Raw genomic sequence first — 24,613 nt, forward strand, 5'->3', positions numbered from 1 at the left:
TATATCATATTCTATGAATTTAATCATACTACTATACTAATTTGCTGTTTATTATATGAAATTATGTATTATCTAAAAAAATATTTTATTATCATATTAAATCATCACGTAAAAAAATCCCTATAATTAAATATAAGGATTCTACACTATATTATACAAAGTATGAGTTATATCTTTACTCTTCAAAGACTCTACTTTTAATTATAACAATAGTTTTTTTTATATATTCGTCTGTTTTATAATTACCTAGTTTATTATTCATCCGTAGTAAAAGAACATTTAATTTTAAAATATCTCCGTAACTTATTCCTTCCAGCTCTTTAAATATTAATAAGGTCTTTTGATTTTTATTATAATCATCTATTATCAAATCCGCACCTTTTTTTGATATATCTAAATAATGGGCATTTTTAATTAAAGCTTTTTCTTTATGAATGAAGGATTTACTATATAAATTTTTTACTATTACATGAACAGTAGATGGCGACCAAAAGCTAATTTCACTTAATTCACGCGATGTAACACCTGGAAATGCAGCAATTATCCACAAAGCTCTAAGTTGGGCATATGTTACATTAAACTCCTTTAGTGGTTCACTATGATTGCTTTTGATTGTTAAAATAAATATTCTTAGCAAATTATATAAAGCAATTGTTTTTCTTATAATACCAATTGTTTTAATGTCAAAATTCGATGCATCAATTTTTAAATTGAGTTCATTTATCTTATCGATATAATCAAAAATAAATTCTTTTTTTTCTTTTATTATAATTTTCGTAAAAATATCTATAATAAAATCCAATTCTTCACTTGAAAATAAACCTATTAAATCGAAAAGGTAAATCTTGTTCTCCTTACCTTGTTTATTCACATTAATATACCAATTACCCAAATCCGTTAATTGGAGTTTATATAGCTTTCTATTAATTGTTTCTTCTTTAAATATTAACTTTTTATTCATTAGAATTTTAATAATATTGCTAACTGTAGGTGTACTCCAACAGCCAATCCTTGCAATGTTACTAAGCGAGATTCCTGGAAACACTTTAACAATCCATAAAACTCGAAGCTGTGGCAGAGTTATACCTGAAATTTCAACAGTCCTTGCGTAATTAGATTCAATTTTTAAAAAAGCATATCTTGCTAGATTATATAACGAATGTATGCTTAGCAAATAATCATTTTGCTTCATAGAATTTCCCCTTATATGTTGCTTGTTTTTATATAAATTATAATTCACATGTACCTTAGTACCATAAAACATTGTATCAAAAATATTATATCAAATCAACAAAATGATTTTCACCTAATTCTAGATGTATTAATTAGTTATAAAACATATTTATATTTAAGCTAATCTAAGCATAAAATATAAAATAGTAAATAATATTTTGTTTTTATAATACAATGCCTCATAATAATGTATTATACTATTAATTGTAGTCTTATATTAAAAAGCTACATCGATAAAATTTATGCAATTATAAAGGAGATTCAAAAATGATATTTTCTAGTGAGACACCAATTAAAACTATAGAAGAAGATTTGAGATACCTTAAGCTACTAGCTAGCAAGTATCCTACAATTCCAGATGCTTGTACCGAAATCATAAATCTACAAGCTATCTTAAATCTACCTAAAGGAACTGAGCATTTTCTTACAGATATTCATGGTGAATACGAATCATTTTCTCATGTTCTTAGGAATGCTTCAGGCGTAATCAAACGAAAGATTAACGACATTTTTGGTAACTCACTTAGAGATAGTGAAAAAAAAGAACTTGCTACCATTATATATTATCCAGAACAAAAGTTAGATATAGCACTTAGAGAAGAGGATGATATAGACGATTGGTACAAAATCACTTTTCATAAACTAATTAAGATTTGTAGAACCATCTCATCTAAATATACTATATCTAAAGTCCGGAAAGCATTACCGCCAGATTTTTCATATATTATTGAGGAATTACTTCATGAACAACAAAGTACTTTTAATAAACAAGAATATTACAATGGTATCATTCAAACAATAATTAAAATTGGGAGAGCTAAGGAATTTATAGTCGCTATTTCAAACCTAATTCAAAGGCTTACTATAGATAGACTTCATATTCTAGGAGATATTTATGATAGAGGTCCCGGGGCCCATATAATCTTAGATACACTAATAAACTACCACTCTATTGATATACAATGGGGTAACCATGACATACTTTGGATGGGAGCTGCATCTGGCTGTGAAAGTTCTATTGCTACTGTTCTTAGGATTTCAACAAGATATGCAAATTTAGATACAATTGAAGAAGGTTATGGTATTAACCTATTACCACTAGCAACTTTCGCTCAAGATTTTTATAATGATGACCCATGCACATCATTTAAACCTAAGGTTTTTCCAGAAAATAATTATGCAGATAAAGACCTTAATTTAATATCAAAAATGCATAAAGCTATAACTATAATTCAATTTAAACTTGAAGCTGCGATAATAAAGAGGCGTCCTCATTATGAAATGAATTCCAGATTGCTTCTTAATAAGATAGATTATGAAAAGGGTACCATCAATATTGATGGAAAAGAATATGTCTTAAATGATCTTAATTTCCCAACTATAGACCCGAGTGATCCTTATAAATTAAACGAAGATGAAAAACAACTTATTGATAAACTTAGATCTTCTTTCTTAAATAGTGAGAAACTCCAACAGCATATACGTTTTTTATACTCTAAAGGTAGTATGTACTTGAAGTACAACTCAAATTTGCTTTATCATGGATGCATTTCACTAAGTGAAGATGGTAGTTTTAAAAAAATGAAAATAGATGACACTATTTACAGTGGAAAGTCCTATATAGATAGAACTGAACGACTAGCCAGAGAAGCATATTTTGGTAAAGAAAGTTCAGAATCTAAACTTTATGCACTAGATACCATATGGTATTTGTGGTGCGGTTCGAATTCCCCACTTTTTGGTAAAGATAAAATGACTACTTTTGAGAGATATTTTATAGATGATAAGAGTACTCATAAAGAAGTTAAGAATTCATATTATAAATATAGGGATGACGAAACCACTTGCAATAACATATTATCTGAATTTGGATTAAACACTAACGATTCACACATTATAAATGGTCATGTTCCAGTAAAGACTAAGCAAGGTGAGAGTCCTATAAAAGCCAATGGCAAATTATTAGTTATTGATGGTGGTTTTTCTAAAGCATATCAGCCAGAAACAGGAATAGCTGGATATACTCTTATTTATAACTCCTATGGACTACTCTTAGCCTCCCATGCACCATTTGAATCTACACAAAAAGCAATTGATGAAGGAAAGGACATTCTATCCTCTACTATTGTTCTAGAAAAATCTACAAATCGTATACGTGTAGTAGATACTGATATAGGACTTGATATTAAAGATCAAATTAAAAATTTAGAGTCGCTTCTTATAGCCTATAGAAAGGGGTTCATTAAAGAGCAACGCTAATCTTATAAAGACTGTTTTAAAAGGATTTAAGAGCACTTGGCGCCAATGCAGCAAGTGACCTTAAATCCTTTAATATATAGGACTATGTTACATAATATAGGTTAAGATTAACCTATATCTACTTCTGATCATATACACTTAACAATTCTTGTAGTTTATGAGCTTGCATTGCAGATTGCTCTGCAAATTCCTTAAATGTATTACTAACTGTCTCTTCAGCTACTTCTCTTGCAAATGATTGATAATCTCTAGTATCTTCTTGTGCATCTAATAATTTTTTCATAATAGTGTCTCTAGTATTCATTTCCATTTTTATCACTCCTTCAGAAGTATTTTCCCACTAAAGATATTTTTTATGTATTTTAAATTAGAAATATATTAATAAATAAAGGAGATTAAGAATTGTACAACTCTTAATCTCCTTTAATATATACATTTAACTTATACAGATAGTGTTATATTTACTTTTATTGTCTTTCCGTCTCTAACTATTTCTGCCTTAACTACATCACCGGCTTTATGTGTAGCTTTAATCGTATTTATTTCTGCAACAGTTTTAATGTTTTTACCATCAAATTTTACGATTACATCCCCAGGTGTTATACCACCTTTTTCTGCTGCACTAAACTCCTTAACTTGTAAAATTAATACTCCTACTGATACATTATTTTCTTTTGCCATTGCTGAAGTGATATCTCTACAAGAAATTCCTATGTTAAGAAGCGGTTTAATTAAATTCTCTATTTTAGGAGTTATTGTATTAATAGGTATTGAAAACCCTAATCCTTCTACCCCTGTTTCACCTATTTTTGCAGTATTTATCCCTATAACTTGGCCCTTAGAATTTACAAGAGGTCCACCACTATTCCCTGCATTAATAGCAGCATCTGTTTGAATAAATTTAAGGTTTTTATTTTCAATACTTACTTGCCTATTAAGTGCACTTACGACGCCTGTAGTTACAGATCCCAGAAATTCTTTTCCTAAAGGGTTTCCTATTGCAACTACTGATTCTCCTACTTCAAGCTTATCTGAATCTCCAAATTCAGCTACACCAGGTACTTTTGTATTATCAGCTAACTTAATTACGGCCACGTCAGATGCAGCATCATAATTTACTACTTTTGCAGAAACTTCCTTACCATCGCTAAGCGTAACTTTTACATTTTGAGCTCCACTTACAACATGATAATTGGTCAAAATATATCCATCTTTATTGAAAATTACCCCAGTACCTACACCTTCTTGCTGGGCAGTCTGACCGCTTAGGTCGCTACTTACAGCAGTGGTCTTAGTAGAAATTGCAACTACAGAAGAGCTAACTTTTTTCACAATTTGAGGTACAGTTAAAATATCTGTACTATTACTAGCTATAAGTTTTGCTTTTGCGGTGCTAGCAACTTTTGTATCAGATGCTTTAGGTGTAGCCGCCACATTTGTGTCTTTCATTATATTCATTGTTACAATAGCTGATCCAACGCCTCCAAGTGTAGAACATATTACACCTACTATTATGTAGGCCACTATTCTTTTCCTCATACCACCTTTGTTTTTTTTAATTTTGTTGTCATTTATAGAACTGTAATTATTATTTTCTAGTATAGTTGGAGTCACTTTGCTTTCTTTTTCTTTATAATCTTCACTAGGCACTTGCATTTCCATTGTGAGATCTTTATTATTACTTTCACTATCTATTATATTATCATTTGTTTCATTTGTTTCATTTGTTTCATTTGTTTCATTTGTTTCATTTGTTTCATTTGTTTCACTTGTTTCACTTGTTTCACTTATTCCATTATTATTTAAATCATCATTCATACTTTCCCCTCCTTATTTGTTTTCTAGGGTATATAGCCATACTATTGTAATCATATAAAATATGACTTATTTATATCTTTTTATAGACCAGATTATGTTTTATCTTTAATTACATTTTAAAACTTTTATATTGCAATTTGGTGACAAATTTGTGAACAAACTTTTAACTAATCATATTAACTCTTATTATTTGCTAGCATACAACTCAACTATTTTTAATATTACATCAACAGCCTTTTCCATAGCAAATGTAGGTATAAATTCATATTTGCCATGGAAATTATGGCCCCCAGCAAATATATTAGGTGTAGGTAGTCCCATAAATGAAAGCCTTGCCCCATCTGTTCCACCTCTAATAGGTTGCATTATAGGATTTACCCCCACTTCTTTCAAGGCCAAAAACGCTGTATCTACTATATGCTTTACTGGTTCTATTTTTTCCTTCATGTTAAAATATTGATCCTTAATTTCTAATTCAACTGCTGCACTACCGTATTTGTCATTTAATTTATCAGCTATGTTTTTAATAAATATCTTCCTATTTTCAAAATTTTCACTATCAAAATCCCTTATAATATATTGAAGTTTTGTTTCCTCAACCTCACCATTAATACTAATCAAGTGATAGAATCCTTCATAACCTTCTGTAGTAGCTGGAGTCTCATTTTGTGGCATTAAGTTTATAAACTCGTTTGCAATAAGCGATGAGTGAATCATTTTCCCCTTTGCGGATCCTGGATGAACGTTTCTTCCGTGGATAGAAATTTTTACCCCTGCAGCATTAAAATTTTCGTACTCTAGTTCACCAATAAGTCCACCGTCCATTGTATATGCAAAGTCTGCACCAAATTTTTTCACATCAAAAATATCCGCACCACGACCAACTTCCTCATCTGGTGTAAATCCAATACGAATTTTACCATGCTTAATATTAGGATTCTGCATTAAATACTCTGTTGCTGCCATTATCTCTGCAATTCCTGCTTTATCATCAGCCCCTAAAAGTGTTGTTCCATCGGTCGTAATAATTGTTTTCCCTATGTAATTTTTTAATTCCGGGAAATCCTTTGGAGATAATACTATATTCTTTTCTTTATTTAATATAATATCTGCTCCATCATAATTGTAAACAAATTTAGGCTTAACGTCTTTACCAGAGATATCTGGTGCAGTATCCATATGAGCTATAAATCCTATAGTCGGTACTATTTTTTCTACATTAGATTCAATAGTTGCCATTACGTAACCATTATCATCTACGCTTGCTTCCTTTAGTCCCATTGCTTTTAACTGCATAACTAATTCTTTAGCAAGTACCATTTGTCCGATTGTACTTGGAACAGTTATTGATTCCTCATCAGATTTAGTATCATAACTTATATATTTTAGAAAATTTTCTACAACTTTTGACATATTGCCATCCCCTTATTTTTTAATGATTTATTATTATTTTTTCAAAAAATTATCAATCAATTTTTCTGCCATTCTCTTTTGCATATTTGCTTTATTTGTAAGTAACAGGATCATTAATATTAATTCTAATAACTCTCCGCCTTCTTTTCCCATTTCTTTAATTTTCTCTTTTATAAATTTAGCATCTTTATCTATATCTCGTGCAAACTCTTTATTTTGTACCTCTTTAATATCCAAAAAATCATTATATAAATCACCTAATGGTACACTTATGCTTTGTGGGGCTTTTATATCAATAATAGGATCAAATAAAGTATTAATATCACTAATTGATATAGTTTGTTTCAAATTATAAATAAGTGTAAGTAAAATAATATGCTCATTAGTATATTTTTTATTTTTCGCTGGCATCAAAACTTTACCTTTAGTGTAGTTGTTAATCATTGTTTTTGTAAGAATTTTATCCTCTTCATTTCTTTTAAGACTTCCAAGCTTTTCATTAAAAAAGGTTGTAACCTGATCCATATATAAGTCCACACATGGTATTTCTACTAAACTAATATCTTTTGCACCTATAATTTCCTCAACTAGTTTACTTAAAGTTTCCTCATTATAATTCATTCACTCCACCTCACCTTCATTATATAGCATTAATTACATTGAATCTATAATTACCAGTATAATTATATAAAAAGAAAGCACATATTAGCATAAATGCATAAATCTTTGATAAAAGATTTTAAAACATTTTAACCATTATACACTTTCTTTATGTATCCTTAACTATTCTTCTTTTACTGATATTAAAAAAGCTCCTTATTATTATCTTTAATTATAATAATCACTTAGATTTCCCATTTAAAAATTCGCAATAAGGTGCTATAGGACACACCTCACAATTAGGTTTCCTAGCCTTACATATTTCTCGTCCATGCCATATAATAAAATGATGAGCATCACTCCACATTTTCCTTGGAATATTTTTCATAAGCTCTTGTTCTACAATCTCAACATTTTTCCCTGAGGCAAGCCCAATTCTTTTCGAAACTCTAAAAACATGAGTGTCTACAGCAATAGCTGGAATTCCAAATGCATTTGATAGGACTACATTAGCAGTTTTCCTCCCAACTCCTGGAAGTTGTATTAGTTCTTCCATAGTACTAGGCACTATGCCTCCATATTTTTCTAATAAAAGTTTTGTGGCACCCAAAATGTTTTTGCTCTTATTGTTATAAAACCCACAGCTCTTAATTTTTTCTCCTAGTTCTTCTTTTGATAATGTAATCATAGCCTCTGGAGTATTATATTTTGCATATAGCTTCTTTGCAACAACATTAACTCTTACATCTGTACATTGTGCTGATAATATTGTTGATACTAAAAGTTCATAATGGTTTGTAAAATCAAGTCCACACTTTACACCTGCATATGTTTCATTAAGAATTTCAAGAACTACTTTAATAGTTTTTTTATTTATATAAATCACCTACTTATTTTTGTCTATTTATTTTGAGAATATACTCCCCTATACTGCTCAGGAAGAAGCACCGCTATACCCGACATTATTTCATTCATAACTCTATCATAATATTCATCGCGAGCTTCCTCTTTACCTTTACTTGGAATCATAATAGAATCACCAATACTAATATTTACATCAGCATGATGAAATTTTTCTAATGCCATATCACTTTCATCAATTGGTAATAACTTTTCTGTTCCCCAAATACCCATTGGAAGAATTGTCGCCTTTGATAATTTAGCCATTAATATAAGACCTCTCTTACCCTCTATCATCTTTCCACTTCTACTTCTAGTTCCTTCTGGAAACATCATAATATTATTGCCTTGTTTTAGCGTACTTACTATCTTAGATATAGCGTCTTTGTCTGGCGAATTAGGATGTACTTGTATAGTTTTCGCTACAAAAAAGCCTAACTTAGTAAGCCTATTATCTGTTAGCTTTACCCCTGCAACAAAAGTTACATTATTATCCTTTAATAACCTGTTCATAATTATGCCATCTGCATTACTTAAATGATTGCATATGAAAATTATGGGTGCCTTTATATCCTGGATTTTCTCCATTCCGTGCGTTTTAATATTTGCATATTTGTTAATATATGAATCTAATAAATATTTTGCTATAAATGATACAACCTTATCTGGCAAAATATTTATTATTCCTAACATAGATTTCGAAAGCATCTAAATTCCACCTTTCATAAATAATGACTATAGAAATATTATAATTTGAAAAACTTTAAAAGTCTATAATAATAATCTCTTATATAAGGTGATGTATCTTTCTGAAGGGTTATAATTTCAACTTTTTCAATAATAAACGCATTAATAATTGCATTCCTTTTAATAATATTTTTACCTCTCCATCCACAAGAAGTTATTTTGTACATATCTTTAAATAATTTATTATCAATATTCATTAATACCTTAAGCTCAGGTATTTTCATATGTTCATAAGGTTTAAACTCTTTAATAACACTTAATTCAACTTTTTTATTGTATGGGCAAACTTTCTGACAAGTATCACAACCAAATAGCCTTCCACCTAGTTTTTCAAACCACAAATCCTCTATATCTTTTTTCTGAGTTATATAGGACAAACATATATTAGAGTTATTATTTATTCCAACTTTCCCTTTAACTATAGCACTTGTAGGACATGATGACAGACATATTTCACAATCACCACATTTTTGCGTAACGCTTTTATCTGGCTCTATCACTAAATCCGTTATAATTTCTCCTAAAAAAACATATGATCCATACCTCTTTGTTATTAACATATTGTTTTTTCCTATAAATCCTAATCCACAAAGACTTGCGATATATCTCTCAGGCAGCGCATTACTGTCTACAAAATACATAGCTTTTGCACCCAGACCCTCAATATATGTACAAATCTTTTTCATGTATTCGATTAATACAAGGTGATAGTCTCTTCCCATAGTATAATTTGAAAAATATACCTTTCCGCTTATATCATTTTCATATAGATATGGAAATGCAATAGAAATTATAGTTTTCCCGTCTTCCATATATATAAATGGGTTTGTCTTTTTATCTAACTCCTTCTCTTCAAACTCATTTTCTAGACCTAATTTTTTTCTCTTATCAAAATAAGGATTTAGCTCATGAAAAATTCTACATTCGCTAAACCCTATAACATCTAAACCATTTATGCTGCAAAACTTAATTATATCATCTTTAACACTCATATTGTTTTTCCCTTTATATCACCATATCATTGTACATTCTTTTAGTATTGCCTGCGTAGTCTTTAATTTCAATTATTGTTAATTCATTTACAAAAATAACTCTAGCAGGTATCCCTACAGCAGTGGCCTTTGGTAATACATCTTTTAAAACTACAGCATTTGCACCAACTTTGCTACCTGTACCTATTTTAATGGGACCAAGAATCTTTGCACCGGCGCCAACTATAACATCATTTCCTAAAGTAGGATGTCTTTTACCAGTGTCCTTACCTGTTCCCCCTAAAGTAACCCCTTGGTACAAAGTTACATTGTTTCCAATTTCCGTTGTTTCTCCAATGACTACTCCCGTTCCATGATCTATAAAAAATCCTTTTCCAATCTTAGCCCCTGGATGAATTTCTATTCCAGTAAAAAATCTAGCTATTTGAGATATAGCTCTGGCTAAGAAAAATATCTTATGATTATATAACATATGGGCTATTCTATATACTATTACAGCATGAATACATGGATATAATAATATTACTTCAACCCAATTTTTAGCTGCTGGATCCTTTTCTAATATATTATTTATATCATATCGTAACGTTTTAAACATACATTAATTCCTCCTATAGAATTATAGTTTGTAAACATACAAATTCATATTTTAAAATATGAATTTGTATGTTCTTAAACCCTCACATTAGTCTATTTCTATGTGCTTTTTATCTATAGAGTAGAAATAAATGTTTAGATCTTACCCTAATTAGTCATAAATACCCATTGAAATATACTTTTCTCCGCCGTCTGGAGCAACTGTAACAACTTTTTTGCCTTTACCTAATTTTTTTGCAATTTTTATTGCTGCTGCAACATTAGCTCCTGTTGAAATTCCTACTAATATACCTTCTTCTTTAGCAAGCCTTTTTGCTATATCGAAAGCGTCTTCGTCAGTTATTTGCATTATTTCATCAATTACACTACTATCATAAATATCTGGTGTAAAACCTGCTCCTATACCTTGAATTTTATGTGGTCCTGGTTCGCCACCAGATAATACTGGGGATTTTGCTGGCTCAACTGCAACTACTTTAATTTGCTTATTAAATTCTTTTAATCTTCTGCCTACTCCAGTAATTGTTCCACCAGTTCCGACTCCTGCTACAAAAACATCTACATCTGATATATCACTAAAAATTTCTTCTGCAGTAGTTTCATAATGTTTTTCTGGATTTGCTATATTAATAAATTGTTGTGGTAAAAAGAATTTAGAATCTCCGTCTGATATTTCTTTTGCTTTATTTATAGCACCCTTCATTCCCTTTGAACCATCTGTAAGGACAAGTTGTGCACCATATGCTTTTATTAAGCTACGTCTTTCAACACTCATGCTATCTGGCATTACAATAATTACATCATATCCCTTGATTCTACCAATCATTGCTAAAGCTATCCCCATATTTCCGCTAGTCGGTTCAACTATCGTAAAACCTTCCTTTAGTAGCCCTAATTTTTCAGCTTTTTCTATCATGCCAAGAGCTGCCCTATCTTTTATACTTCCAGCTGGATTATATTTTTCTAATTTCACATATACATCAGCCATGTCACCATTAACTAGTTTATTCAACTTTAAAACTGGTGTTCCACCTATCATATCTAAAACATTGTTATACATCATAATAATACCCCTCCAATTTAAAATAAATAATTTTTCTTTAAAAGCTATCCATATTTTTGCATTTGTATAATCTCATAATATGAAAAAGTGACACATATTTGTTTATTTTTGTAATATTTCATATGTTTTTGGGTACAAAAAAAACTTCCTCTATTATTAGAGACGAAGTTTTACTTCGTGGTCCCACTCTAAGTTATAATCACCAAAATGATTATAACGCCACTTTTTCAAGCACAACGTTATGCTCTATCACTATAACGGGTGAGTCCCGATGCAGCCTACCAGAGGCAAACAATAATAAATAACAACATCTTTTACTTGTTATAAACTATTTCATGACTTGTTCGGTGCATAACTCCAAAGGGCACTTCATATAATTTTCCTATAAGAGTCTTCTCAACTTTGGACTCTCTCTCTGTAAATTCTTCCTATATTACTTTCCTTCTTCTTAGTATTTCCTAGTATTTCAGTATGAATTACTTTTCTTTATTATATTCTTAAGATTAAAATATGTCAATACTATTTCTGTTGTTTTATTAAATCTCAGAGTTGTTTGCATATAGTGATGCACTTTCGCCTATAGCATAGCTTTGTTTTACCACACTTTCATGAAAATTATACCCCTGAACTACCCCTCCACACGCAAAAATGCCACCTATATTTGTTTGTGAATTTTCATTCAATTTAATTCGTCCTGTTGATGAATTAACTACTACCCTAGCTTGCTTTGCCAGTTCATTATCAGGATATAAATCTACTGATAAAAGTAATGCATCACAAGAAATACGTTCCTCACTGCCATTTATAACTTCATTATTACTATCAATCTTTACTAAAGTAATACCTTCGATTCTACTTTTCCCTTGAATATCAACAACCTTATGCATCATTTTTAATGGTATATTGAAATCCTCTAGTGAATCACATAATTTTTTATCAACTGCATCAATAACGTTTTTACTCTCAATTACTGCTTTAACATTAGCACCTTCAATTGATAGCCTTCTCGCTACTGTTAATGCAATGTCTCCTGTGCCTAATATAACTATTTCTTTCCCTGGCATATAGCCCTCAATATTTACAAATTTCTGTGCACACCCTACAGTGTAAATACCTGCACATCTGCTACCTGGCAGATTTGAAAATCCTCTTGGCCTCTCTCTGCATCCTGTAGCAATTATTATAGTTTTTGCACAAATTTTGAAAGTTCCAATTTCAGAGTTCACAACATTAATTTCTTTAGTATCACTTAAATTTAAAACAGTAGTGTTTAATTTATATGAAATATTTAGTTCCTTAATTTTATCTATAAACTTCTGTACAAATTCTGGCCCCGTCAAATCCTCACTAAAAATATTCTTACCAAATCCATTATGAATACACTGATTTAAGATTCCACCTAATTGTTTTTCTCTTTCTAAAATCAAAACTTTACCTTCATAATGTTCTTTAGCTGAAATAGCAGCTGCAAGGCCTGCTGGACCTCCTCCAATTACTACTATGTCATATTGTTGCATTATATACCTCCAGTTGCAGGCATCTTAACCTGTTTCTTATTTTTATAAAACTAATATTAAAACGTAAAAACCCGTGAAAATAATTTCACAGGTTTTATCTGGCAGGGGTAGTAGGACTCGAACCTACAACCAATGGTTTTGGAGACCACTACTCTACCAATTGAGCCATACCCCTTTATTAACTTTTAAGACGAAAAACATAAAACCTAAAACATAAAAATGGCAGGGGTAGTAGGGCTCGAACCTACAACCAATGGTTTTGGAGACCACTACTCTACCAACTGAGCTATACCCCTAAAATACATTCCAATCATACCATGTTCTATAATAAAATACAAGAGTTTTTTATATCTTTAGCCCTTTTCTTTTTTTATGTTTTAGGATAAAATATTTAATGAGGTGAAACTTATGGAATACATAGTAACTACAGTTGACGAAACTTATAAAATAGGAGAGTTAATAGGATCACTTGTGAATTCAGGTGACATAATTTGCTTAATTGGTGATTTAGGCACTGGAAAAACTCATTTAACTAAAGGAATTGCAAAAGGCTTAGATATTAAAGACAATATTACAAGTCCTACTTTTACTATTGTAAATGAATATACTGGCAGATTAAAATTATATCATTTTGATGTCTACAGAGTAAATGACCCCGATGAAATAGAAGCTATAGGCTTTGATGAGTATATATTTAGTGATGGAGTTAGTGTTATTGAATGGGCTAATTACATTGAAGAAATAATTCCACCAAACAAATTAACCATAACTATAGAAAAGCTCCCTGAACTTGGTGATAATTATAGAAAGATTAATATGGAGTATTCTGATAAAAGATACAATTATGTAAAGGAGATAATACTATGAAAATTTTAAGTCTAGATTCCGCTACGCAATCTGCAACTTGTGCAATCCTCGATGATAGCAAAGTCCTTGGTGAAATAACCTTTAATTATAAAAAACAACATTCTCAAATACTCATGCCTATAATTGATCAATTATTCAAAAATACGCAAATGAGCATAGATGATATTGACGCGTTTGTAGCCTCAAAGGGGCCTGGTTCCTTTACAGGTCTTAGAATAGGCATGGCTACCATAAAAGGATTAAGCCAAGGCACAAATAAGCCCTTTGTGACCGTATCTACATTGGATTCTTTAGCATATAACTTAGCTTATACGGATGGAATTATTTGTCCTATACTAGATGCCTTAAGAGATAATGTTTATACCGCCCTTTATACCTTTGATGATAAAAAACTTAATCGTATCAGTGACTACATTAATATATCAATAGACGAATTAATAACTATGCTTAAGGGTAAGGATTGTAACATATCCTTTGTAGGAGATGGAACCTTAAAATTCAAAGAAAAACTTATAACAAATTTACCCAAGGTAAGTTTTGCGCCAGACCATCTAAATCTAGCTAAAGCTTCATCTCTTGGAGAATTAGGTCTTAAACTTTTATCTAATGGAACTTTTGATGACATATATGCATCTGTCCCTATTTACCTACGTAAACCTCAAGCTGAGCGTGAGTATGAAGAAAAGATGAGGCAAAAGAAAAATGAATAACGACTTTAAAATTTACCCAATGGATGAATCATCTATTAAATCCATACTCAATATTAGTGAGTTAAGCTTTCCTATTTCCTGGAGCTTAGACTCACTCCAAAGTGAACTAGATAATAAGTTTGCTAAATACGTTGTACTAAAAAAAGGCAACACAATAGTAGGTTATGGTGGAATGTGGGTAATTATAGATGAGGCTCATGTAACTAATATTGCAGTTCACCCCGAGGCTCGCGGCATCGGCGCTGGCAATATTATTGTTGAAGCTTTATTTAGGATTTGTAGGAAACATAAAGTTACGGCAATAACCCTGGAAGTTAGAAGTTCAAATTTTATTGCTATAAATTTATATGAAAAATATGGTTTTGAGCAAGAAGGTTTAAGGCGTCATTATTACGAAGATAACGGTGAGGATGCTGTAATCATGTGGAATCGTACCCTATGAAGTTTCTCCTGCGCGACTCCAAATAAGAGCTTGAAACATGAAATTGCATTAAGAAATTCTAATCTTTTGTAAGTAAAAATTCTCAGCCTCTGGGTAGTTCTCTGGGGCGCGTAACAATTATTAATTGTTACGTGCTCACATTCGGCTTACAGCCGGTTCGCTAGCCTTCCTTTTAGGAAGTCTCACGAGAATTTTTACTTACAAAGGAAGAATTTTAAATGGAATTTCAATTGTTTCTGCTCTTCTTATTTGGAGTCACTTTCGGAGAAAGTTCATACCGTTATGCATATCTATATAGTAGATAAAATATACAAAAGACTAGCAAATAAATGCTAGTCTTTTGTATTTCTATTAATAATTCTGTTGTTTACTTCTGTATTTACTTTCTATATGCTCTTTATGAAGCATAGGAGAAACACTCTTATATAAGGCTAAAGTCATTACAGATAATACTATTCCTTTAAAAATATTAAAAGGAAGAATCATCCAGACAACAAAAGAATTTAAATTTGTAATGTTATGGTTTATTTTTGATCCTGCCGCTATAATTCCGGTTATTGGAAATTTTAATACCGACTCATATAAAGGTAATATAACAAAATAGTTTAATATAGATGCAAAGATTGACATAACAATTGTTCCTATTAGCAATCCAACAATAGCTCCACCTTTACTTTTACGAATCTTATATATATACCCAGAAACTAATACTAAACATGAACCTACTAGGAAATTTGCGAATTCTCCTACTAGCGCAGTACTACTTGCAAACACTCCATGTAGTATATTTTTAACAAGTTCAATAATAACTCCTGCTATTGGTCCTAATGCAAATGCCCCTAAAAGCGCTGGCAAGTCGCTAATGTCAATTTTTAGGAATGTAGGAAATATAGGTATTGGTAATTCAATGTACATTAAAAGAAAAGCTATAACAGCTAAAAGTGAAATCTTGATCATTTTAATAAGTTTTTCGTCTCTCATTTTTATACCCCCTATTTAAATATATCTTTAAGGGATGGATATAATAAAAGCCCTGATATATAACTATATCAGGGCGAATTCACATATATCACATCTTCTTTTATCCAGACTTTACTGTCGGCTTCGGGATCTAACCGAATCTGCCTTTACGGCTCGCGGGCTTTACCGCCGGTGGGGAACTTCGCCCCGCCCTGAAGATTATTAAATTTTATTTTATAATTTGATTATATACACGTTTTACAAAAAAAGCAAGATATTCATTACTGATTTTTCATTGATAATGATATTCTTTTTCTTTTCTCATCAACTTCAATTACGCTAACTTCTACTATATCTCCAACACTAACCACGTCTAATGGATGTTTTACAAATTTATCTGATAGTTGACTTATATGTACTAATCCATCTTGATGGACTCCAATATCAACGAAAGCACCAAAATCAGATACATTCCTAACTGTCCCCATAAGTTTCATGCCTGGTTTAAGATCCTTCATTTGAACTACGCCCGTCTTTAATATTGGTTTTGGTAATTCCTCTCTTGGATCTCTACCCGGCTTTTTAATTTCTTTAATAATATCTCTAAGAGTTGGAGCACCTGTTTCTAATTTTAATGCAAGTTCATTAAAATTAATGTCTTTTATCCTCTCATCCATATCCTTGAAATTTAAAGATTTAAGATCTTCTTTTGTATAGTTTAGAAAATCCAATAATTTTTTAGTAGCATTATAAGACTCAGGATGAATTGAAGTGTTATCTAAAAATTCATTACTCTCCATAACTCTTAGAAATCCTGCACATTGTTCGTATGCCTTTGCCCCGAGTCTTTTAACCTTTAACAATTCTTTCCTAGCCTTGAACTTACCATTTTCTTCTCTATACGCTACAATGTTTTGAGCAATAGCAGCATTTATTCCTGATATGTATGCAAGAAGTGCAGGCGTTGCAATATTAAGATCTACGCCAACAGCATTAACACAATCTTCAACAACTCCTTTTAAGGATTCATCAAGTTTCTTAGGTGCTACATCATGTTGGTATTGACCAACCCCAATAGCTTTAGGATCGATTTTTACAAGTTCTACTAGTGGATCTTGAAGCCTTCGCCCAATGGAAATAGCTCCTCGAATTGATACATCTATATCTGGATATTCTTTAGATGCAAGTTCTGACGCTGAATACACTGATGCTCCTGCTTCTGATACTATAACATAATACAAATCTCTTGAACATTCCTGCTTAAGTTCTGTAATAATTTGGGCTAATATTTCTTCTGATTCACGACTAGCAGTTCCATTACCAAGTGACACTACTTCTACATTATCTTTAATTACTAAATCTTTAATAATAGCTATAGATTTTTTAACGCCATCCTGACTACCAGCAGTCGCATATACCGTAGCAATATCTAAAACCTTACCAGTCTCATCAAGCACTGCTATTTTACACCCAGTTCTAAATCCAGGATCAAAGCCTAGCACCACTTTTCCTTTTATAGGTGACTGCATTAATAAAGCCTTCAAATTAGCTTTAAATATATCTATTGCGCCTATTTCACCCTTTTCTGTTAATTCAGATCTTATTTCTCTCTCAATCGATGGAAATATAAGTCTTTTTACTGAATCAATTATGCTTAATTCTATAAATTTATCTGTTTCACTATTACCCTTTAAACATTTATTTCTTAAATACTCAATAATTTTATCATTATCAGCCTTAATTTTCACAGAAAGTATCTTGCTTTTCTCTCCCCTATTAATAGCAAGAATTCTATGTGGTGGTATAGTTTTAATTCCTTCCTTATACTCATAATACATCTCAAATGGCGTAGTGTCCTCAGAACTTCCCTTAGTTTCTACACTTCCGAAGTTATGTACTTGGCCCCTAATCCACTTTCTATAATCAGCTTCATCTGAAATCATTTCACTTATTATGTCGCCAGCACCCGCAAGTGCATCTAAAGCATTACTCACTAACTTATCTTCGGATACAAAGCCCTCTGCATACTCATTTATATCACCTTTAAATTCACCACTAAAAATAGTTTCTGCGAGTGGCTTAAGACCCTTTTCTATTGCAATTATAGCTCTTGTTCTTTTCTTAGGCTTATATGGTCTATATATATCCTCTATTTCTGTAAGCGTCTCAGATTTATTTATTGATTTTTCAATTTCCTCAGTCAATTTTTCTTGTTCACCTATAAGACGTATTACATCCGTTTTTCTTTCCTCTAAATTTCTAAGATATATTAGTCTCTCTGTGAAATTTCTAAGTATTATATCATCAAGTCCACCAGTTCTCTCTTTTCTATATCTAGCTATAAAAGGAACTGTATTCCCTTCATCTAATAATTGAATTACACTTTCCGCCTGCTCCATAGTTATTGCAAATTCTTTAATTAATCTACTATTTATATTCTCCATATTTTTTGGCTACCTACAAATCATCATAAACACAATAAATATCAATGTGTATGTTCGTGTATTTATTATCTTATGACTAATAGCCAATCCTCCTCACATAATTTATATTTTTAAGCTTAAATAACTAAAATTAACTTATTTAATCATACCACGATTTCTACCCACATATCTATATACAATATAGAAATTTTTAGGAGAAATGTATGAAAAAACTAATTGGTTCGCTTTTTTTAATATTTTGTCTTTTATTATTATTTTATAGTGCACATATGTATTATACCTTATACAAGTTCAATCCTACAAATGTAGAGCAAAATATAAAGTATATTTCATCCGATCAATTTAAAGGTAGATTGCCTGGTACTTTAGAAAATCAGGAAATTGCTACATACATTAACACCGAATTAAAAAAGAGCGGATTAAAACCTTATAAAGGTAATGAATTTCAAAATTTTAAAGTAAAGTATCCTAAAACAATTAAAGGTAGTCCATATTTAAAAGTATCCGGTAAAGACGGAATTTTAATAAAAGATTTTGTTTATAGCAAGGATTTCAAAGAAGATATGGTAAACTTTCGAACAAATCATTTAACTTTTAACAAAAGTAATGTTACAGCAATAAATAGCGACTACATAAAAGTAAGTACAACGGACGGCCCGTTCATATTGTTTGTTCCCCCTAACAATGATTTATCTTTTAGAAGTTCTTTTATTAGTGGATCAAAGTACAACATGTATATTATGGTTACTAATCAATCCCTTACAATGCTTAAAGATTTAATAGGCAAAGATAATACAGTAGATTGTTTCGTTCCCTATGAGGTCTCAGAAACCAGCATAAGCAATGTTATGGGCTATTTAGAGGGTACCGACACATCTAGTCCTCCAATAATCATATCAGCCCACTTTGATCATATAGGCACAGATTTAAATGGCACTATATATAATGGTGCTCTAGATAACGCATCCGGACTTTCTTTTATACTAGAAATGAGCAAATACCTAACTTCACTTGGAAAACCAGATCGCAGCATTCTTTTCATAGGCTTTAATGCAGAAGAATTCGGTTGCTTAGGTTCATCTCAATTTATCACAAAATATAAAGATTATATAAACAATAGTAAAGTTTTTAATTTCGACATGATTGGAAGTAATAATCCTATACCCCTATGCATCATGGGAGCAAAAAATGATACAACTAAAACACCTTTTATAAAATCAATTTCAAAGATATGTGAAAGCGAAAAAATCTTTTTCAATTATCTTTTTGAAGATGCAAGTGACCACGAGAGCTTTAGGAAGCAAAATATTGACGCTATAACATTTTGCGACAATGATATGACGCGTATACACACCCCAAAAGATACTTATGATCATATAAGTTTAACTGCCATAGAAAGATGTTATAATGTAGCATCTAAGGTGATAGTTAACTGTACCTTTAAGGGAGACTTCATTATCTTATATTATAAAGAATGTTTTCTTATTTCTATAATTGGGATTCTAATATTTTCTTCGCTTTATAAGAAGAGCACTAAAAACACTTAATGGATATTAAGAATAATCACGAATTGTTTCTTGACATATGATTATTTTTATTCTATGATTAATTTTAAAGTACCCTATTATTAGAAGTAAATATGCCCAATAGAACGAAAAGTATTAATAGAAATTAGATCTTTTCGTAGCTATTTTTTTATATCAACTAGGGTGGTGCCGCAGGTAATACTCGGTCCCTTTTCGGGATGCGGGTTTTTTTGTATTTATTTTAAATTTTTTATTAAACAGGAGGAAAATAATTATGGCAAAAGGAAAGAAATTCGTAGAATCTATCACCTCTATGGACGAAGATTTTGCAAAATGGTATACCGACATTGTAAAAAAAGCAGAACTTGCTGATTATGCTAGCGTTAGAGGTTGCATGGTAATCAGGCCTTACGGTTATGCAATATGGGAAAACATTCAAAAAATATTGGATCAAATGTTTAAAGATACAGGACATGAAAATGTATATATGCCAATGTTCATTCCTGAGAGCTTACTTGAAAAGGAAAAAGACCACGTTAAGGGCTTTGCTCCAGAGGTTGCTTGGGTTACACACGGAGGTAATGAGCTACTCGCAGAAAGGCTTTGTGTAAGACCTACTTCCGAAACATTATTTTGTGATCACTATTCAAAAATAATTCAATCGTACAACGATCTTCCTAAATTATATAATCAATGGTGTTCTGTAGTACGTTGGGAAAAAACCACAAGACCTTTCCTTAGGAGTTCAGAATTTTTATGGCAAGAAGGCCATACCGCACATGCAACTGAGGAAGAAGCAAAAGAAGAAACTCTTAAAATGCTTAATATATATGCTAAATTTTGTGAAGAAACCCTTGCTATTCCAGTCATAAAAGGTAAAAAAACAGAAAAAGAGAAATTTGCTGGAGCAAATGAAACTTACACAATCGAAAGTTTAATGCATGATGGTAAAGCCCTACAATGTGGAACCTCTCACAATTTTGGAGATGGTTTTGCAAAAGCTTTTAACATCCAGTATTCAGATAAAACTGGTAAACTTGCTTATGTTCACCAAACTTCTTGGGGAATGTCTACAAGACTTATTGGTGCTTTAATCATGGTTCATGGTGACGATAACGGTCTAATACTTCCACCAGCTATAGCTCCAATCCAACTTATGATCGTGCCAGTTGCACAACATAAAGAAGGCGTAATTGAAAAAGCAACAGAACTTAAGGATATGTTATCAAAAGTTGCTAGAGTAAAAATAGATATTAGCGATAAAATGCCTGGATGGAAATTCAGTGAATATGAAATGAAAGGTGTTCCACTTAGACTTGAAGTTGGACCAAAAGATATAGAAAACAATCAAGTAGTCCTAGTAAGGAGAGATACCCGTGAAAAATTATTTGTTCCTATGGATGAACTAGAATCAAAAATTCCAGAACTTTTAATTGATATTCAAAAATCTCTCTTTGAAAAAGCTAGAGATGCACAAGATATTAGAACCTTTAGTGCAAAAACAGTTGAAGAATTAAAAGAAATTCTTGATAAAACTTTAGGTTTTGTTAATGCTCCTTGGTGTGGAGACCTCGCTTGCGAGGAAAAAGTAAAAGAAGTTGCTGGCGCATCATCTAGATGTATGCCATTTGACCAACCAGAGGATGCAGGTGTTTGCTTATGTTGTGGTAAACCAGCTAAAGCGAATGTTATCTGGGGAAGAGCTTATTAGAAATAATTTTTAAACACAAATAAAAATCGTCTTACTTTTTAATAAGTGAGACGATTTTTAAATGCATTTCATTTTTGTTGAATGCTAGTATCGATTTTGTTATAATAATGTTAGTAAAAGTTAATATTATTATTTACTTTTATTAATTCATATGTTTGTAGGTGAAAAGAATGTCGGGATCCCAAATAACTAAAAAAGCTCTTGCACTATCAATTAAGAAATTAATGGAGGCAATTCCATTATCAAAAATTTCAATTCGTCAAATTGCTGATAATTGTGGTGTTAACAGACAAACCTTTTACTATCATTTCAAAGATAAATTCGATCTTGTAAATTGGATTTATTATACTGAGGCCATAGAGAATTTAGCCGGTGGCACAAACTATGAACATTGGACTGACGCCATGTATAAAACTTTAACATATTTAATGAACAATAAATCATTTTATACTAATGCTCTTAATACCCCTGGCCAAAATGCATTTGATGGATATCTTTTTAAGGAAACCTATGATCTTATTATGGGAGTAGTAAACGATGTTTCCTCAGGTATTGAAGTTTCAGCTACTGATAAAAGTTTTATTGCAGACTTTTATACTCATGCTTTTGTAGGCATAACAGTACAGTGGATAAAAAATGGTATGAAGGAACCTCCAAAGGTAATGGTAGATAAGCTAAACGAGGTAGTTGAAGGAAGCATGCTAGGTGCATTAACCAGATATACCATCTCATTCCTTTAAATATAATTGTTTTATAGACAAAAAAGGTTGTATCAATTTATTTTGATACAACCTTTTATAATATAAAAATATAATACACTTATTAAATACTATTCCTTTTCCATGTTATCACCTCCGAATAATGTAACTATATACCTTCACGCAGCGGCAATGTCAAGTAATTTTGTTTTATGTATTCTTTGTAATTGTCTTATGTGCCTTTTTCCTCTTAGTTGTCATGTGTCCAGCTCCTCCAGACATTACACTTATATTTCCATCAACTTCTAATACTGCCAAATCCACTTGTTCGATCTTAGATACTCCATGTTCGCGAATAACTTCCATAATTTCATCCATTGGAATCTTAGCTTTAATAATATTTTTTTTATTGATTTTACCATTATAAATTAATAGTAATGGTTCTCCTTGTATTAACTTATTAAATCTAGGAAAACGATACATTATATTTTTAAATAAATAGTCTACGGCAAATAATGATGTTGCTGCTACTATTCCGCCTCCTAATGTTGAATTCGTACCTACCATTGCATTCTGAACGGCATTACTTATAAGTAAAATGAAAACTAAGTCAATTACCGATAATTGAGCTAATTCGTTTTTACCAAACAGTCTTATGGCAAATACAATAAAAATATATACACTTGCAGAACTTAATACAATTTTCAAATATGGAAATATTATTGCTATCATAATCCACCTCGATTTTACCAATTATTATTTAATATAATAATGACTATATTTAAGTATTATTTTACCATAATTAAAACATCATAACCAGTATATAAGTAATCTCTTGCTTACAGTTTGAAACAAAGCTTTCTTTTTAGCACTATTATCTACAGCAGTTTCCTATATAATAGAAAAGCAGTAGAATATTTAAAATATTCTACTGCTTTTCTATTATATAACTATCTTTTTCTATTATCCATCAAAAATAAGTTATTTATTGCTTTGTCTTAAATACTCTTCAATGAAAACATCAATATCCCCATCCATAACTGCGTCTACATTTCCTACTTCTATATTAGTTCTATGATCCTTAACCATACTATATGGATGAAATACATATGATCTAATTTGACTTCCCCACCCATTCTCTTTCAAGTCTCCGGCTAAGTCTTCTATCCTATCCTTTTTCTCTCTTTCCTTTAAAATCAAGAGTTTTGCCATAAGCATCTTCATTGCAGTTTGTCTATTGCTATGCTGACTTCGCTCATTCTGACATTGCACTACAATACCCGTAGGAATATGCGTAATCCTTATAGCTGAGTCAGTTTTGTTTACATGTTGACCTCCTGCACCTCCGGACCTATATGTGTCTACTCTAAGGTCATCAGCCTTTATATCAATATCTTGATCCTCAGTAAGTTCAGGAAGAACTTCACAAGATGCAAATGAAGTCTGCCTTTTACCATTTGCATTAAAAGGCGAAATTCTTACTAGTCTGTGCACGCCCTTTTCAGCCATTAAATATCCGTAGGCATACTCTCCCGTTATTTTTAATGTGACTGCCTTAATACCTGCCTCGTCCGATGCTTGATAATCTAAAACTTCAACTTTATATCCTTTTTTTTCACACCATCTTGAGTACATTCTATAAAGCATTTCTGTCCAATCTTGAGCATCACTTCCACCCGCACCGGTATGAAGTGTTAAAATAGCATTATTTTTATCATATTTTCCAGACAATAAAATTTCTAACCTAAACTGATCAGCAATATGAGCTAAATCTTTAAGTTCAACTTTTATTTCTAATAAAGATGAATCATCCTCTTCATCGGAGCTTAACTGCGTTAACATTTCTAAATCTTCTATCTTACTAATCAATAGATTAAATCTATCAATTCTGTCCTTAATTCCCTTAGCCAACTTAGTAATTTGTTGAGCTTTTGTAATATCTTCCCAAAAACTGGGTTCCTGCATTTTAAACTCGTATTCCTTTAGCTCTTTTTCCATAGATGTTACGTCAAAGAGACACCCTTATTTCTTCGACATTGCCCTTTAATATGTTTAAATCACTCAATATTTCTTCAACTAATATTACCAATATTAACACCTCTTTTATAATATTAAA

Annotated in this window: 22 protein-coding genes, 2 tRNA genes and 1 riboswitch; of the genes, 7 read left to right on the forward strand and 17 right to left on the reverse strand. The window is 31.2% G+C overall.

Annotated features, from left to right (window positions below; genetic code table 11):
- Positions 1-175: 175 nt before the first annotated feature.
- Positions 176-1,192, reverse strand: coding sequence for a MarR family winged helix-turn-helix transcriptional regulator (locus LL038_RS17790; protein ID WP_216125334.1), 1,017 nt, complete (start codon positions 1,190-1,192; stop codon positions 176-178).
- A gap of 308 nt (positions 1,193-1,500) precedes the next feature.
- On the opposite strand from LL038_RS17790, the gene LL038_RS17795 reads away from it, so the two are divergent.
- Entirely contained in the window at positions 1,501-3,492 is a 1,992-nt protein-coding gene (locus tag LL038_RS17795; RefSeq protein WP_216125333.1) for a fructose-1,6-bisphosphatase, read from the forward strand.
- A 118-nt stretch (positions 3,493-3,610) separates the two neighbouring features.
- Here LL038_RS17795 and LL038_RS17800 read toward each other — a convergent pair whose 3' ends face one another.
- The 12 genes from LL038_RS17800 to LL038_RS17855 all read right to left on the reverse strand — a co-directional run bounded on the left by LL038_RS17800 (position 3,611) and on the right by LL038_RS17855 (position 13,435).
- The gene (locus LL038_RS17800) at positions 3,611-3,802 is read right to left on the reverse strand and encodes a hypothetical protein (RefSeq protein ID WP_216125332.1); all 192 of its coding nucleotides are present in this window, start codon (positions 3,800-3,802) and stop codon (positions 3,611-3,613) included.
- Positions 3,803-3,933: 131 nt separating this feature from the next.
- Entirely contained in the window at positions 3,934-5,310 is a 1,377-nt protein-coding gene (locus tag LL038_RS17805) for a S1C family serine protease (RefSeq protein WP_216125331.1), read from the reverse strand.
- A gap of 186 nt (positions 5,311-5,496) precedes the next feature.
- Positions 5,497-6,723 (reverse strand): peptidase T, encoded by a 1,227-nt coding sequence (pepT, locus tag LL038_RS17810; protein ID WP_216125330.1) that lies wholly within the window; start codon positions 6,721-6,723, stop codon positions 5,497-5,499.
- 33 nt (positions 6,724-6,756) lie between these two features.
- A complete protein-coding gene (locus tag LL038_RS17815) occupies positions 6,757-7,344 on the reverse strand; it encodes a DUF1836 domain-containing protein (protein ID WP_171297679.1) in 588 nt (195 codons plus the stop codon).
- A gap of 220 nt (positions 7,345-7,564) precedes the next feature.
- Complete coding sequence (gene nth, locus LL038_RS17820) at positions 7,565-8,200, reverse strand: endonuclease III (protein WP_216125360.1); 636 nt, start codon at positions 8,198-8,200, stop codon at positions 7,565-7,567.
- Between the two features lie 23 nt (positions 8,201-8,223).
- Positions 8,224-8,931, reverse strand: coding sequence for a lysophospholipid acyltransferase family protein (locus LL038_RS17825; RefSeq protein WP_216125329.1), 708 nt, complete (start codon positions 8,929-8,931; stop codon positions 8,224-8,226).
- Between the two features lie 38 nt (positions 8,932-8,969).
- Positions 8,970-9,962, reverse strand: a complete 993-nt coding sequence (queG, locus tag LL038_RS17830; protein ID WP_216125327.1) for a tRNA epoxyqueuosine(34) reductase QueG — start codon at positions 9,960-9,962, stop codon at positions 8,970-8,972.
- 13 nt (positions 9,963-9,975) lie between these two features.
- Complete coding sequence (epsC, locus tag LL038_RS17835; protein WP_216105997.1) at positions 9,976-10,560, reverse strand: serine O-acetyltransferase EpsC; 585 nt, start codon at positions 10,558-10,560, stop codon at positions 9,976-9,978.
- A gap of 150 nt (positions 10,561-10,710) precedes the next feature.
- Positions 10,711-11,622, reverse strand: coding sequence for a cysteine synthase A (gene cysK, locus LL038_RS17840; RefSeq protein WP_216125325.1), 912 nt, complete (start codon positions 11,620-11,622; stop codon positions 10,711-10,713).
- A 536-nt stretch (positions 11,623-12,158) separates the two neighbouring features.
- Positions 12,159-13,139, reverse strand: coding sequence for an NAD(P)/FAD-dependent oxidoreductase (locus LL038_RS17845; RefSeq protein WP_216125323.1), 981 nt, complete (start codon positions 13,137-13,139; stop codon positions 12,159-12,161).
- A 99-nt stretch (positions 13,140-13,238) separates the two neighbouring features.
- A tRNA-Trp gene (locus LL038_RS17850) sits at positions 13,239-13,314 on the reverse strand.
- A 45-nt stretch (positions 13,315-13,359) separates the two neighbouring features.
- A tRNA-Trp gene (locus LL038_RS17855) sits at positions 13,360-13,435 on the reverse strand.
- A 112-nt stretch (positions 13,436-13,547) separates the two neighbouring features.
- Here LL038_RS17855 and tsaE point away from each other — a divergent pair.
- Genes tsaE through rimI form a run of 3 tightly spaced genes read left to right on the forward strand, consistent with a single transcriptional unit; the run spans position 13,548 to position 15,158 of the window.
- Complete coding sequence (gene tsaE, locus LL038_RS17860; protein WP_216125322.1) at positions 13,548-14,006, forward strand: tRNA (adenosine(37)-N6)-threonylcarbamoyltransferase complex ATPase subunit type 1 TsaE; 459 nt, start codon at positions 13,548-13,550, stop codon at positions 14,004-14,006.
- On the forward strand, positions 14,003-14,716 hold the full coding sequence (tsaB, locus tag LL038_RS17865; protein ID WP_216125320.1) for a tRNA (adenosine(37)-N6)-threonylcarbamoyltransferase complex dimerization subunit type 1 TsaB: 714 nt from the start codon (positions 14,003-14,005) through the stop codon (positions 14,714-14,716). The genes tsaE and tsaB overlap by 4 nt, the downstream gene beginning before the upstream one ends.
- Entirely contained in the window at positions 14,709-15,158 is a 450-nt protein-coding gene (gene rimI, locus LL038_RS17870; protein WP_216125317.1) for a ribosomal protein S18-alanine N-acetyltransferase, read from the forward strand. Before tsaB ends, rimI begins: the two co-directional genes overlap by 8 nt.
- A gap of 351 nt (positions 15,159-15,509) precedes the next feature.
- On the opposite strand, the gene LL038_RS17875 is transcribed toward rimI, so the two are convergent.
- Together LL038_RS17875 and LL038_RS17880 are read right to left on the reverse strand one after the other, a co-directional pair.
- The gene (locus LL038_RS17875; RefSeq protein ID WP_216125315.1) at positions 15,510-16,139 is read right to left on the reverse strand and encodes an ECF transporter S component; all 630 of its coding nucleotides are present in this window, start codon (positions 16,137-16,139) and stop codon (positions 15,510-15,512) included.
- An 88-nt stretch (positions 16,140-16,227) separates the two neighbouring features.
- Positions 16,228-16,342: riboswitch (FMN riboswitch) on the reverse strand.
- A gap of 57 nt (positions 16,343-16,399) precedes the next feature.
- Positions 16,400-18,562 carry a Tex family protein gene (locus tag LL038_RS17880; protein ID WP_216125313.1) on the reverse strand — a complete coding sequence of 721 codons (2,163 nt, stop codon included), beginning with the start codon at positions 18,560-18,562 and terminating at the stop codon, positions 16,400-16,402.
- Between the two features lie 203 nt (positions 18,563-18,765).
- Here LL038_RS17880 and LL038_RS17885 point away from each other — a divergent pair, with 203 nt between their 5' ends.
- The 3 genes from LL038_RS17885 (at position 18,766) to dhaS (ending at position 22,539) form a co-directional block, all read left to right on the forward strand.
- A complete protein-coding gene (locus LL038_RS17885; RefSeq protein ID WP_216125311.1) occupies positions 18,766-20,109 on the forward strand; it encodes a M28 family metallopeptidase in 1,344 nt (447 codons plus the stop codon).
- Positions 20,110-20,362: 253 nt separating this feature from the next.
- Positions 20,363-21,799 carry a proline--tRNA ligase gene (gene proS / locus LL038_RS17890; RefSeq protein ID WP_216125310.1) on the forward strand — a complete coding sequence of 479 codons (1,437 nt, stop codon included), beginning with the start codon at positions 20,363-20,365 and terminating at the stop codon, positions 21,797-21,799.
- A 170-nt stretch (positions 21,800-21,969) separates the two neighbouring features.
- Positions 21,970-22,539, forward strand: a complete 570-nt coding sequence (dhaS, locus tag LL038_RS17895) for a dihydroxyacetone kinase transcriptional activator DhaS (RefSeq protein ID WP_216125309.1) — start codon at positions 21,970-21,972, stop codon at positions 22,537-22,539.
- A 168-nt stretch (positions 22,540-22,707) separates the two neighbouring features.
- Here the strand turns inward: dhaS and LL038_RS17900 are convergent, their stop codons facing one another.
- Together LL038_RS17900 and prfB are read right to left on the reverse strand one after the other, a co-directional pair.
- On the reverse strand, positions 22,708-23,229 hold the full coding sequence (locus LL038_RS17900) for a DUF421 domain-containing protein (protein ID WP_216125308.1): 522 nt from the start codon (positions 23,227-23,229) through the stop codon (positions 22,708-22,710).
- A 249-nt stretch (positions 23,230-23,478) separates the two neighbouring features.
- Positions 23,479-24,586, reverse strand: a protein-coding gene (prfB, locus tag LL038_RS17905; protein ID WP_253200314.1) for a peptide chain release factor 2 whose coding sequence is annotated in 2 segments (ribosomal slippage) — positions 23,479-24,507 and positions 24,509-24,586 — 1,107 coding nt in all. Because the reading frame shifts where the segments join, the coding sequence is not laid out codon by codon here.
- Positions 24,587-24,613 lie beyond the last annotated feature (27 nt).

Source organism: Clostridium estertheticum (assembly GCF_026650985.1).
GTDB lineage: Bacteria > Bacillota > Clostridia > Clostridiales > Clostridiaceae > Clostridium_AD > Clostridium_AD estertheticum_C.